Below are 13433 nucleotides of genomic sequence, written 5' to 3' on the forward strand. Positions count from 1 at the left end.
GTTTTCTAAAAACTCTCCCGCAACCAGGCGCCGACCCGTGCGAAACGGCCCCCCGCCTGCAATGCGAAACCTGCTGCCCCACCACGCTGGCGGGATTCGAAGCGGGCGACCTGCGGATAGATCAGCAGCCCCACCGCGGTGGCGAAAGCCGGTCCCTTGCCCATCTCCGGCAGACCGGAAACGCCGAGGGGCCGCCCGATGCGAACATTGCGACCGAGAATGCGCCGGGCGACTTCCGGAATGCCGTTCAATTGCGAAGCGCCGCCCGTCAGAACGAGCCGCTTTCCGACGATACCGGCATGGCCGGACTCGTTCAGCCGGTCGCGAATCAGTTCAAGCGTCTCTTCGATTCGCGCTCGGATGATCTTGGTTACGACCGAACGCGGAACCGTCGTGCTCTCCTCGCCGGAGAGGGCCGGCACGCTGATCAGTTCGCGGTCATCGGCGGCGCTCGGTAGAGCCGAGCCATGCATGACCTTCAGCCGCTCGGCTTCCTCGATGGAGGTCGACATGCCACGGGCGAGATCCAGCGTCACGTGCTGGCCGCCCACGGCCAAAGCGTCGGCATGGATGAACCGCCCGCTCTGAAAGACCGAAAGGGTCGTGGTGCCGCCACCCAGATCGATACAGGCCGCGCCCATCGACACCTCGTCGTCGACCAGCGTGGAAAGACCGGACGCATAAGGCGTTGCGACGATCCGTTCGACCGATAGATGGCAACGATTGATCGCCAATTCGAGATTTCGCAGCGGTCCGGCATCGCCGGTCAGCACATGCATCGTGACGCCAAGGCGATCGGCGACCATGCCGCGCGGATCGGTGATGCCGCCTTCTTCGTCCAGCGAAAAGCCGGTGGGCAGGGAGTGGAGGACCGTCCGTTCCGCCTCTTCCGACAACCGGGCGCCAGCCGCGAGCACACGCGACACATCGCCGGCCTCGACCTCGTGTCCGGCCAGATCGACATGGGCAACGAAACTTTCCGACTTAAGGCGACCCGCTGAAAGATTGACGATGATGGAATCGACCGTGAGCCCGGCCATATGCTCAGCCGATTCAACGACTTTCCGGATCGAGCGTTCGGCCGCGTCGAGATCGACGATGACGCCGCCTTTGACGCCGTTGCTGCGGCAGTGGCCGATGCCGATCACGCGCATCTGGTGAGTACGGCCCTTCAAGACCTCGCCATTCTCCTCGCGCGGCTTCAGCCGGGCAATGATGCAGGTCAGCTTGGTGGATCCGATATCGAGGACGGTCAGGACGCCGCCACGCGCGCCGCGGTGACGCGGGAAAGGCAGAATGGTCATGTCCGCCCCTCCAGCAGTGACCGTCGAAGATTCTTTTCGATGGTCTCGAACGCCTTGCGGCGCGCCTCCATCACCTCGTCGGACGTTGCGATCACGAGTTGGCCCTCGATGCGCATGTCGATGGCGCTGACGTCACGGGCGACCAGTTCGGAGAACAGATTGCCCTCCTCCAGACGCGCAAGCGCTTCGGCCGCGCGGCGCTCCGGCAGTTTGACCGTTACGCCATTGTCCAGTTGCAGATCCCAGCGGCGATGACCGACCCGGATGAAGGCTCGGACCCGATCCTCTACCGTGGGATAGGCGGCCACTAGGTCGCTGATCTGCCGCGCATGATCGGCAGCACCTTCGCCGACGACCAGCGGTAGGCCGGACAGAACGACGCCCTCATAGGGCGCAATCACCATGCCCGTCCGATCGATGACCTGAACGAACGATCCCACCTGCCAAAGGGCGGCCGGCTTATGTTCGACGATTTCGACGGTTAGGCCGGACGGATAGGCTTTGCGCACTTCCGCCGACTTGACCCAGGGCAGCGCGGCGACCGCACTGCGGGCATCCTCGACGTTCAGACCGAGAAGCGCGCGGTCATTCTCGAGACCGATAGCATTGGCGATCGCCTTCTCATCGGTGAAACGGTTGCCGGCGACGGCCAGCTCGGCCACACCGAAGCCGGTCGCATTGGCGACAGTGCCCGTCACGCCCGCAATATGGCCGCCCATTATCACACCAGAGACGATCCATGCAGCGAAAAACCCGCCGATGATGACCGGCGTCGCAGTATCCGGAACAGCCACCTGCCCCAGGAAGAAACGACGGCAGAACCGGGCCGGTCGGCGCAGCGGCTTGGGCAGCACACCGAGGCCCCTGCGAACGGAAAGATGGTCGATCAGCGCCCGCATGACGCATCCTCCACCATCCAGCTGACCAGTTCCGCCATGGAATGGCCGGCATGGGCCGCCAGTTCCGGCACCAGCGACTGTTCGGTCATGCCCGGCTGCGTGTTGACTTCGAGCCAGATGATCTCGCCATCCTCGGAGCGGCGGTCGTCATAGCGGAAGTCGGAGCGGGTCACGCCGCGGCAGTTCATCGCTTTGTGGGCGCGCAACGAGTAATCCTGAATCTTGCGTGTCACATGCACCGGCAGATCCGCCGGACAGACATGCGTCGCGCCATTTTCGGAATATTTCTCGTCGTAATCGTAGAATTTGTCGCCGTGCGGAACGATTTCGGTGACGCCGATAGCGACGTCGCCCATGACCGCACAGGTCAGTTCGCGCCCTGCAATGTAGCGCTCCACCATGACGATGTCGCCATATCTCCAGTCGTCGGAGGTAACCGACTGGGGCGGATGAGGCTGATCGCCATCGACGATCAGAACGCCGAAGGACGAGCCTTCCGCAACCGGTTTGATGACGTAGGGCGCTGGAATGGGGTGCGCCGAACCGATGTCGAAGCGATTCATCACCTTGGATTCGGCCACCGGGATGCCAGCCTTCCTGGCCAGGATCTTGCTGACCTCCTTGTCCATGGCGAGAGCCGAGGAAAGGACGCCAGAATGGGTGTAGGGTATGCCAAGAAATTCCAGAACGCCCTGGACCGTGCCGTCTTCGCCAAATGGCCCATGCAGCGCATTGAAAGCCACATCCGGCTTCATCTCGGCCAGCGTTAGCGGCAGGTTGCGGTCCACATCGACACGGCTCACCCGGTAGCCTGCCTCTTCGAGAGCGGCAGCACAGGCCTCGCCGGAATCGAGGCTGACGGGCCTCTCCGACGAAAATCCTCCCATTAAAACGGCAACGTGGCGGCTCATGGCACCCCTTACAGGCGGCAAGATTGCAGTGTGTTTCAGCCGTCACCCTAGGAGGCAGATGGTTAATCAGTGGTTAGCATTTTAGGATCTGGAAAGATTTTGTCAGGATTTCGGAAACCTTTCCTGAGAGGCCACGGACAGGTCCGTTCGACGGCTCGCGCCGTGTGTCATTGCCCGTCGAGAAAGGGCGCGACCTCCCGGCCCGGTTCGAACCGGCCGATACGCTTGATCTCCCAGTGCAGTTCGATGCCCTGACCGTCGCGGACGCGGCGGCGAACCGTCTCGCCAAGCGTTTCCAGATCGTGCCCCGTCGCTTCACCGCGGTTGATCATGAAATTGCAATGCATCTCGCTCATTTGCGCATCGCCGACGATCAGGCCCCGGCAGCCGGCGGCGTCGACGCATTTCCACGCGCTGGTGCCATCCGGGTTCTTGAAGGTCGACCCACCGGTTTTTTCGCGAATCGGCTGCACCGTCTCACGATGGGTCTGCACCTCGTCCATTGCGGCCTGAATGGCGGCAGGATCTCCCTCGGGTCCCTCGAAGACCGCATGGGTGAAGATGTAATCGGACGGCGCATCGGAATGGCGATAGGCGTAGCCCATATCGGCATGGCTGAGCACATGGCGCTTACCCTGCCGGTCATAGGCGACCACTTCGACAACCCGATCCGTGGTCTCCACGCCGTTCGCGCCGGCATTCATGCGTAGCGCGCCACCAATGGCGCCGGGTATGCCGTGATAGAAATGGAACCCGGCCAGACCGGCATCCAGCGCGGCCGCCGCCAGGCGCTTGTCCGGCATTGCGGCGCCCACTTTCAGGCGGTTCTCGCCGATTCGCTCGACCGAGCCGAAGCCCCGTGCCGCCAGGCGAATGACAACGCCTTTGACCCCGCCATCGCGCACCAGAAGGTTGGAGCCGACGCCCACCACCATGATCGGAATTTCAGCAGGAAGGGCTGCCAGAAAAGCCGCCAGATCTTCTTCGTCCTCCGGCTGGAAGAGCAGTTCGGCGGGTCCGCCCACCTGGAACCAGGTCAGCTTGGCCATCGGATAGTCGGGCGTCAGGCGCCCGCGAATATGCCGCATCCGGTCGGCCAGCCGGTCGAGCAAGGCCTCGCCATCGATCGTCGAATTTCCGGTCACGCTACTTCACCCGCCGCCAGCTCGTCCGGCAGGCTGTTTGCCCATAGGCTGATGGAGCCGGCGCCAAGCATCAGAACGAAATCGCCCGGCTCCGCCACTTCGCGAACGAAAGCCGGCACCGCATCCTTACCTTCCAGAACGCGTGCGTCCCGGTGGCCGCCTGCTCGAATGGAAGAAACGAGGGTTTCGGAGCTGACGCCCTGGATCGGTTCTTCGCCGGCGGCATAGACCGGTAGGATCGCGACGCAGTCCGCATCGTTGAAGCAGCCCGCAAAATCGTCGAACAGATCGTTGAGGCGCGAATAGCGATGCGGCTGGGCGATGGCGATCACCTTGCCAGACGCAGCATCGCGCGCCGCAGCCAGGACGGCTTTGATCTCGACCGGGTGATGACCGTAATCGTCAAAAATATCGACGCCGTTCCAGTTGCCCGTATGGGTGAAGCGGCGCTTTACGCCACCGAAGGACGCAATGCCTTCGCGAATATCGGCGCCGCCCATATCGAGCGCGTGGGCAACGGCGATAGCGGCTGTCGCGTTGGATATATTGTGGCGGCCGGGCATCGGCAGTTTCAGGCCATCGATCAGGACGCCTTCGCTGCCCTTCTTCGGGCGGATCATCACATCGAAGCAGCTATGGCCGGCCTCGAAGCGGGCATTCATGAAACGGACATCCGCCTGCGGGTTCTCGCCATAGGTGATGATGCGCCGGTCCTCGATCTTGGAAACGAGCGACTGCACCTCGGGATGATCGATGCACATGACGCCCAGCCCATAGAACGGCACGTTCTCCACGAAACGGCGGAAGGCGGCGCGCACCGCATCGAAATCGCCGTAATGGTCCAAATGTTCAGGATCGATATTGGTGACGACGGCGATTTCGGCCGGCAATTTCAGAAAGGTGCCATCGCTCTCATCGGCTTCGACAACCATCCATTCGCCAGCGCCCATGCGCGCATTGGTGCCATAGGCGTTGATGATCCCGCCATTGATGACGGTCGGATCGAGCCCTCCCGCCTCCAGCAGCGTGGCGATCATCGAGGTTGTGGTCGTCTTGCCATGCGTACCGCCGACCGCGATGGCCTGGCGGAAGCGCATCAGTTCGGCGAGCATTTCTGCGCGGCGGACGATCGGCAGGGTCCGCTCGCGCGCTGCCATCAGTTCGGGGTTGTCGCGCTTGATCGCCGTAGAGACCACCACAACCTCGGCGTCGCCGAGATTATCGCCGTTCTGGCCGACGAAAACAGTGATTCCCTTCTCCCGCAACCGCTTCACATTGGCGTTGTCGGACTGGTCGGAACCCTGAACCGAATAGCCGAGATTGTGCAGGACCTCGGCTATGCCGCTCATACCGATTCCGCCGATCCCAATGAAATGCACGGTGCCGATCGTTTGGGGCATAGCCATGGGCGGATGGCCCTTTCTCTTCGTCTGAAGCGTTTGCGATGCGAAATTCAGCGCGAGGCAATAGCCTCTGCCTCGTCGGCAAGCAAGGCGGCTGCGTTCGGACGCCCTGTCGCACGGGCGGCTTCGGCCATCCGTTGAAGGCGTGCGGAATCGTTCGCCAGTTCCGCAATGAGAGCGGCAAGGCGCTCGGTTGTCAGACTGTCCTGCTCGCGGACCAAGCAGCCGCCCGCCGTTTGCAGGGCCGCGGCATTGGCGCTCTGGTCGTGGTCGAGCGCATGCGGATAGGGAACGAGGATCGACGGTCTGCCGATCGCCGCCAGTTCCGAGACCGTCGACGCTCCCGCCCGGCTTATGACCAGATGCGAGCGGGCGATCCGTTCGGCCATGTCGGAAAAGAAGGGCGAGACCTCTGCTGGAACGTCAAGCTCCTGGTAGGCGGTTCGAACCCGGTCTTCGTCGTCGCTCCGGGCCTGTTGGGTAACCGACAGACGGCCTCGCAATTGCCCTGGCAACTGCGCGATGGCAGCCGGCACCGCCTCGCCGAAATATTGCGCGCCCTGACTACCGCCAAAGATCAGCAGATGGAAACGTTCGCCAACCGCCGGCGCGGTATAGCCGCTGACCACTTCGTCGAGAACCGCCGGGCGGACAGGGTTGCCGGTCTGGACGGTCCGGTCTGAAAATGGGCTCGTCTCCGGCGTCAGAAAACCGCCGGCGATCCGCGTGACACGAGCAGCGAGCGCGCGGTTCGCGCGCCCCATCACAGCATTCTGCTCATGGATCATGGATGGAACGCCACGCCGGCACGCCGCGAAGACTGGCGGAACAGTCGGATAGCCGCCGAAACCGATCACGGCGGCAGGTTTTAGCTTTTGAAGAAGAGCGATCGACTCCCGATAGCCGCCGAACAGAGCATAGGCAGCTTTCAGAAGCGACAACGGATTGCGCCCGCTAATGGTCGCCGAACGCACGATATGTATCGGGCCCGGAAAACGCCCGGCAAAGCGTTCGGCGCGCTCATCCGTTGCTAGATGAACGTCCCAGCCCCGTGCGATCAGTTCATGCGCCAGAGCCTCTGCCGGAAACAGATGACCGCCCGTGCCGCCTGCGCTCAGCAGCATCACGCCTTTCGTCACCGCCATGCCTCAAGCCGCCGGCGTCAGTGCGCCCGTCGGCGCCGATGACAGGTTGAACTCCAGCCCGGCGCGCTTTTCCGGCCTGTGCCGTGTCAGCGCCAGCACCATACCCATGCCGATGGCGGTCGCGACCAGTGACGAACCGCCGCTCGAAACGAAAGGCAGCGTCATGCCCTTGGCCGGCAACAACTGAAGATTGACGCCGATATTGATGACCGCCTGAAGGCCGAAGATCGTGACCAGGCCGCAGGTCGAAAGGCGCGTGAACTCGTCCCGTTCGCGGAAAGCGAGCCAAAGGCCGCGGACCACGACGACCGTGAAGACGGCCAACAGGATCAGGCAAAAGATCGCACCGAACTCTTCTGCTGCGACGGAGAACACGAAATCGGCATGGCTGTCGGGAAGTGACCGCTTGACGATCCCCTCGCCCGGTCCGACGCCGAACCAGCCGCCATGCTGAATAGCCTGCATGGCCTGCATGACCTGGTAATTGTCGCCTTCGCCCGTAAGAAAGCGGTTGATACGGCTTTGAACGTGGTCGAACGAAAGATAGGCTGCAGCCGCCGCGCCAATGCTGAGCGCGCCAAGCCCACCGATCAGCATCCATCCCAGGCCGGACAGAAAGAAAAGCACGCCGAATGTGGCGGCGACCAGCATGGTCTGACCGAGGTCGGGCTGCCCCACCAGAAGGGCGGACACCAGCAGAAACAGAACGATCGCAAAGATGTTTCCTGGAATTTCGGGCTTCTTCATATGCTCCGAAAACAGCCAGGCCGCCATCACCACAAAGGCGGGTTTCATATATTCCGATGGCTGGATCGAAAAGCCGAGAATGTGGAGCCAGCGTCGCGAGCCCTTGATTTCCATACCCACAAACAAAACCAGCACCATCATGACTAGGGTGACAAGAAACAGGATGGCCGCGAGCCGCCGCACCTGGCGAGGCGTCAGGAAGGACACGGCCACAAGGGCGATCACCGCCGGCACCATGAAGACGATCTGGCGGATGACGAAGTGATAGGGATCGAGCCCGATCCGCTCCGCCACAGCCGGGCTGGCGGCAAAGGACAGCGTGATGCCGAACAGCATCAGCAGGAGCGATGAGACCAGCAGCCAGCGGTCGATGGTCCACCACCAGTCCGAGATCGGTCCGCGTTCGGTTCGCTTGAGGTTCATGGGACATCACCTCCGATGGGTTCGGCGCCGGGCAGCGCCTGCACGGCTGCGCGGAACGCATCGCCGCGCACTTCGAAATTGCGGAATTGGTCGAAGCTGGCGCAAGCCGGCGAAAGCAGCACGATTCCTCCGCCCGCTTCTTCGGCGTCGCGTGCGGCATGACGGACCGCGACGTCCAGCGTATCGCTGATTTCGTAGCGCACCTGATCGCCGAGAGCCGATGCGAAGATCGGCGCGGCCTCGCCGATCAGATAGGCCTTCTGGATCCGTTCGAAGAGATGCGAAAGCGCGTCGATGCCGCCCGCCTTGGGCAGCCCGCCAGCAATCCAGCGAACCTGATCGAAGGACGACAGCGCCGGCGCCGCGGCCTCCGCATTGGTCGCCTTGGAATCATTGATGAACAGCGTTTCGCCGATCCGCGCCACTTGCTCCATACGATGAGCGAGGCCGGGAAAACTCATCAGACCCTCGCGGATCGTGTCTTCGTCGAGACCGAGCCGCAGGCATACCCCGATGGCGGCCATGGCGTTCTGTGCATTGTGAAGGCCGCGCAGCGAGCCGACGCCGTCCAAAGACGCGATGACACGTCGGTCCGGGCCGAGCGCAAGGACGATGTCGCTTCCATCGGCGAACAGGCCGGTGCCCAGATGCTGGGTCGTTGAAATCCGTAGCGGCTCCCGGCCCTCTTCGACAAGCGCATCGGCAAGGCGTCGCCCGTAATCGTCGTCGACCCCGATGATGGCGTAGTCGCTTCCGGCAACGAGCTGCGCCTTGATGGCGGCGTAGTTTTCGATTGTGCCGTGACGGTCCAGATGATCGGGCGTGACGTTGAGATGAATGCCGATGGTCGGATCGAGACTCGGCGCCAGATCAATCTGGTAGGATGAGCATTCGACGACATAATGCCGGCCCTCGACTGGTGGATCGAGCGTCAGAACGGCGCGGCCAATATTACCGCCCATCTGAACGTCCTTGCCGGCTTGCCGCAGCATGTGCGCGATCAGTGCCGTGGTGGTCGATTTTCCGTTCGTTCCGGTAATTGCGATAAAGGGCGCGGTCGGGCCGAAGGCGCGGCGCTCGCGAGCAAACAGTTCGACATCGCCGATGATCGGAACGCCCGCATCGTTGGCAAGCGTTGCCGTCCAGTGTGGCTTCGGGTGGGTCAGCGGCACACCGGGCGCTAGGACGAGCGCCGACAGGTCCGTCCATTCGATGCTGCGAAGATCGGCGGTCGGCACGCCCTGCCCTCGTGCATCTTCCACGCTGTCGGGACTGTCGTCGAAAGCCGTCAATTCCGCCCCACCGGACAAAAGCGCCTTCGCTGTGGCGAGACCGGAGCCGCCCAACCCGAAGATTGCGACCTTTTTGCCGGAAAAGGAGCGGACCGGAATCATCACTTACCGGACCTTCAGTGTGGAAAGACCGATGGCCGCCAGTATCAACGCGATGATCCAGAAGCGGATCACCACCTGGCTTTCCGTCCACCCTTTCTTCTCGAAATGGTGATGGATCGGCGCCATGAGGAAGACACGCTTGCCGGTCTGCTTGTAGACGACGACCTGGATGATGACCGACAGCGCTTCCATGACGAACAGGCCGCCGACGATGGCGAGCACCAGTTCGTGCTTGGTGGCCACAGCGACGGTGCCGATCAGTCCACCGAGCGCAAGACTGCCCGTGTCGCCCATAAAGATGGCCGCGGGCGGCGCGTTGAACCAGAGGAACCCAAGTCCGGCCCCGACGACCGCGCCCAATATGACCGCCAGTTCCCCCGTGCCGGGAACGAAGTGGATCTGCAGATAATTGGCGAAGATCGCATTGCCGGAAAGATAGGCGATCAGAGCGAAGCTCGCCGCCGCGATCATGACCGGCACCGTCGCCAGGCCGTCCAGCCCGTCGGTGAGGTTGACCGCATTGGCCGAGCCAACGATGACGATGGATGCGAATACCGCGAAGAACCAGCCCATATGGATCATCAGATCCTTGAAGAAGGGAAAGGTTAGCGACGACGAAAACGGCTTTTGTCCGGCCTGAATGATCGTCCAAGATGCAATGACGGCAATGATGAATTCGGCAGCGAGCCGCGACTTGCCGGAAAAGCCGAGATGGCTCTGTTTGGTCACCTTCAGATAGTCGTCGTAAAAGCCGATGATCCCGAAGGCGATGGTCACCAGCAGAACGCACCAGACATACGTCGAGTAGGGATTGGCCCACAGAATGGACGATCCGAGAATACCGACGAGGATCATCAGCCCGCCCATTGTCGGCGTGCCAGCCTTTTTGAAATGGGTCTGCGGCCCGTCGGCGCGGATCGGCTGCCCCTTGCCCTGCCGGATGCGCATCGTGTTGATGATGGCCGGACCGAAGAGAAAGACGATCATCGCAGCGGTGACCATGGCGCCGCCGGTACGGAAAGTAATGTAACGGAAGACGTTGAAGAAAGAGACGGTCTCTTTCAGATCAACCAGTAGATACAGCACAGCGTATCGTTTCCTTCTTCATTGGTCCCCGGCGCCGCAGCTTGCGTGTTCCGGCGCCTTTATTCCGTTTCGGCGTTCTTGCGTAAGGCAGTCACCAGCCGCGACAGTCCAATGCTGTTCGACCCCTTGACCAGAGCCACATCGCCGTCGCGCAATTGTTGCCGCGCCAGCGTTATGAGATCGTCGACATCGGCGCAATGATGACCCGAAACATCGTCAGGCAGCGCATTCTTCAGGGCCGCCATCTCATCGCCGACGCTCAGCACCATGTCCACATTCGCAGCCTTCAATGGCTGAACCAGACCGGCATGATAGCCAGCGCTCTTATCGCCAAGTTCGCGCATATCGCCGAGAATGGCGATGCGCCGGCCACCTTCTTTCAGGCTCATTTGGCCGAGACTTTCCAAAGTCGCGGCGACTGAGGCAGGGTTGGCGTTATAGCTTTCGTCGATCAGCGTTGCCGATCCCCCATCGCCAAGGGCGATCCGGTGGGTCTCGCCGCGTCCGGTTCCGGCACGCAGCGTCGCCAGCGCGATGGAGGCCTTCCCGACATCGGCGCCGGTCAGTTTGGCAGCGCCGAGCACCGCCAGCGCGTTCTGCGCCATATGGCGGCCGCCGACGCCGAGTTTCAGTTCCATCGCGTCATCGGACAGGCTAATTGCCAGTTCACCGCCATCGCGGACCGATTTATATTCGCGCAATTGAAATGCCGAACGTGGATGCTCGCCAAAACCGAGAACATGGTCGACGCCCGCCTGCCGCGCCAGCTCTTCCAGAAGCGGAAACTGGGCGTCGTCACGGTTGAGCAGCGCCGTGCCGCCCGTCACCACGCCTTCGAATATCTCCGCCTTGGCGTGAGCGATTTCCTCAATCGACGAGAAATGCCCGATATGGGCTGGCGCGATTATCGTGATGATCGCGATGTGAGGCCGGACCATCTTCACGAGAGGCCGAATTTCGTTCGGATGGTTCATCCCGATCTCGAAGATGCCGAACTGCGTCGCTTCCGGCATCCGCGCCAGCGTCAGCGGCACGCCCCAATGATTGTTGAAACTCTTGTCCGACGCATGAACGGTCCCGGACGGCTCGAGCGCCGTCCGCAGCATCTCCTTGGTCGTCGTTTTACCGGACGATCCGGTCACGGCAATGATTCGAGCGCGACTGCGGGCCCGTGCCGCCTGCCCCAGCCGACCGAGCGCTTCGAGAACGTCATTGACGACGATCATCGGCGTTCTGAGACGACCCATGGCGGGTAGCTTGTCTTCCGAAACAATGAGTAGCGAGGCGCCATTGGCCACAGCTTTGGTACAGAAATCGTGCCCGTCGAATCGCTCTCCCTTGATCGCGAAAAATGCTTCGTCGGGCTGGACGGTGCGGCTATCGATGGAAATGCCGCCGATTCCTTCCGGCATGTCGCCGACCGGCCGGCCATCCATGGCGGCGATCATGTCATCCGTGGTCCACAGAATGCTCATGACGCTGTCCCTGCTGCTGGATCGCTCTCCTGTTCCGCCAGCGCGCGCCGCGCTTCTTCGTGGTCGGAAAAGGGCAGAGTGTCGCCTTTGATGGTCTGGCCGGTTTCGTGCCCCTTGCCGGCGATGACAAGTGTGTCGCCTGGCCCCAACATGTCGACGGCCACCTCGATTGCACGGCGACGATCGCCGATTTCGATCGCGTCGGATACGGCTTCCAGTATTGCCGCTCGAATAAGCGCCGGCTCTTCCGAACGGGGATTGTCGTCGGTTACGATGATCGTATCGGCCAGCCGTCCCGCAATTTCACCCATGATCGGCCGTTTGCCGGGATCGCGGTCCCCGCCGCAGCCGAAAACGACCACGACCTTGCCGGTGGTGAAGGGGCGAACCGCCCTGAGAACGTTCTCCAGCGCTTCGGGCTTGTGGGCGTAGTCGACATAAACAGCCGCACCGTCTTTGGTTGCGCCCACTTTCTCCAAGCGCCCGCTGGCGCCCTTCAGATGCCGCAGTGCCGCAAACACCGATCCGGATTCGCTGCCGGTTGATATTGCCAATCCCGCTGCAACCAGCGCATTGGCCATCTGGAACTCGCCGGCCAGCGGCAGATCGACTTCGTAGTGATGGCCGGCGTGAAGAATCTGTGCGCGCTGACCGTCCTGCAACTGTTCGCACCGTTCCAGTCGAAGAAACGTGCCAAGCCGCCCCACGGTCAGAATCTCACACCCGCCCTCCTCGGCCGCGGCAATCGTCCGCTCGCTCCACGGATCGTCGGAAAAGACAATGGCTGGCGCATCCTTTGGCAGCAATTGGCGAAAGAGCCGCATCTTGGCGCGATGGTAGTCCTCCGCATCGGCGTGAAAATCCAGATGATCGCGCCCGAGATTGGTGAAGCCGGCCGCCGCCAGTTCGACGCCATCGAGGCGATACATTTCCAGACCGTGGCTCGAGGCTTCCATGGCGCCGTGGGTGACACCGGAAGCAGCAAGTTCGGCCAGCAGCGCATGCAGGGAAATCGGGTCCGGTGTCGTCAGCGACCCGTAATCGTCGCGGCCGGGCGCGTTCACGCCGGTCGTACCGATGGATGCGGCTTGCAGACCGGCATGACGCCAAATCTGGCGAACGAAGGACACGACCGACGTCTTGCCCGCCGTCCCCGTCACCGCCACCATCGTTTGCGGCTGACCGCAGGAAAAGCGGGCGGCGGACAATGCGAGCGCCCGTCGGACATTGTCTGTTCGAAAAACCGGGATGGAAAGTCCGTTGACGGCAGCCGCCCCATCGGCGACCACCGCCGTCGCGCCGGCGCTTGCGGCATCCGCGGCGAAAGCCGCGCCATCGGTCTTGGTTCCGGGAACGGCGAAAAATAGCGTTTCCCCCGCGACCTGACGGGAATCGCTGGCAATAGCCGCTACCGGGCTGTTTGGATCGGCGTCGCCAATGTCCACCAGATCAGCGATATCCGCGAGTCGCATACGGCCCCCTTAGCCTGCAGGCTTGCCCT

The 13433-nt window shown here is 62.3% G+C and carries 11 protein-coding genes; all 11 read right to left on the bottom strand.

Annotated elements, in window-relative coordinates; translation table 11 throughout:
* Positions 1-5: 5 nt before the first annotated feature.
* The 11 genes from ftsA to B7H23_RS09745 all read right to left on the bottom strand — a co-directional run bounded on the left by ftsA (position 6) and on the right by B7H23_RS09745 (position 13404).
* Positions 6-1304: a cell division protein FtsA gene (ftsA, locus tag B7H23_RS09695; protein WP_094077224.1), complete on the bottom strand. Its 1299-nt coding sequence runs from the start codon at positions 1302-1304 to the stop codon at positions 6-8.
* Positions 1301-2203, bottom strand: a complete 903-nt coding sequence (locus B7H23_RS09700; protein WP_094077225.1) for a cell division protein FtsQ/DivIB — start codon at positions 2201-2203, stop codon at positions 1301-1303. The genes ftsA and B7H23_RS09700 overlap by 4 nt, the downstream gene beginning before the upstream one ends.
* Positions 2191-3114 (bottom strand): D-alanine--D-alanine ligase, encoded by a 924-nt coding sequence (locus B7H23_RS09705; RefSeq protein ID WP_094077226.1) that lies wholly within the window; start codon positions 3112-3114, stop codon positions 2191-2193. Before B7H23_RS09705 ends, B7H23_RS09700 begins: the two co-directional genes overlap by 13 nt.
* Positions 3115-3281: 167 nt before the next feature.
* Positions 3282-4202, bottom strand: a complete 921-nt coding sequence (murB, locus tag B7H23_RS09710; RefSeq protein WP_094077709.1) for a UDP-N-acetylmuramate dehydrogenase — start codon at positions 4200-4202, stop codon at positions 3282-3284.
* Positions 4203-4255: 53 nt separating this feature from the next.
* A complete protein-coding gene (gene murC / locus B7H23_RS09715; RefSeq protein WP_094077227.1) occupies positions 4256-5665 on the bottom strand; it encodes a UDP-N-acetylmuramate--L-alanine ligase in 1410 nt (469 codons plus the stop codon).
* Between the two features lie 47 nt (positions 5666-5712).
* On the bottom strand, positions 5713-6801 hold the full coding sequence (murG, locus tag B7H23_RS09720) for an undecaprenyldiphospho-muramoylpentapeptide beta-N-acetylglucosaminyltransferase (protein ID WP_094077710.1): 1089 nt from the start codon (positions 6799-6801) through the stop codon (positions 5713-5715).
* Between the two features lie 9 nt (positions 6802-6810).
* A complete protein-coding gene (gene ftsW, locus B7H23_RS09725) occupies positions 6811-7977 on the bottom strand; it encodes a putative lipid II flippase FtsW (RefSeq protein ID WP_094077228.1) in 1167 nt (388 codons plus the stop codon).
* A complete protein-coding gene (gene murD, locus B7H23_RS09730) occupies positions 7974-9371 on the bottom strand; it encodes a UDP-N-acetylmuramoyl-L-alanine--D-glutamate ligase (RefSeq protein ID WP_094077229.1) in 1398 nt (465 codons plus the stop codon). The genes ftsW and murD overlap by 4 nt, the downstream gene beginning before the upstream one ends.
* Before the next feature lie 3 nt (positions 9372-9374).
* Complete coding sequence (gene mraY, locus B7H23_RS09735) at positions 9375-10457, bottom strand: phospho-N-acetylmuramoyl-pentapeptide-transferase (RefSeq protein WP_094077230.1); 1083 nt, start codon at positions 10455-10457, stop codon at positions 9375-9377.
* A gap of 59 nt (positions 10458-10516) precedes the next feature.
* Positions 10517-11932, bottom strand: coding sequence for a UDP-N-acetylmuramoylalanyl-D-glutamyl-2,6-diaminopimelate--D-alanyl-D-alanine ligase (locus B7H23_RS09740; protein WP_094077231.1), 1416 nt, complete (start codon positions 11930-11932; stop codon positions 10517-10519).
* Positions 11929-13404: a UDP-N-acetylmuramoyl-L-alanyl-D-glutamate--2,6-diaminopimelate ligase gene (locus B7H23_RS09745; protein WP_094077232.1), complete on the bottom strand. Its 1476-nt coding sequence runs from the start codon at positions 13402-13404 to the stop codon at positions 11929-11931. The genes B7H23_RS09740 and B7H23_RS09745 overlap by 4 nt, the downstream gene beginning before the upstream one ends.
* Between the last annotated feature and the right edge of the window lie 29 nt (positions 13405-13433).

Source organism: Notoacmeibacter marinus (assembly GCF_002238045.1).
Taxonomy (GTDB): Bacteria; Pseudomonadota; Alphaproteobacteria; order Rhizobiales; family Rhizobiaceae; genus Notoacmeibacter; species Notoacmeibacter marinus.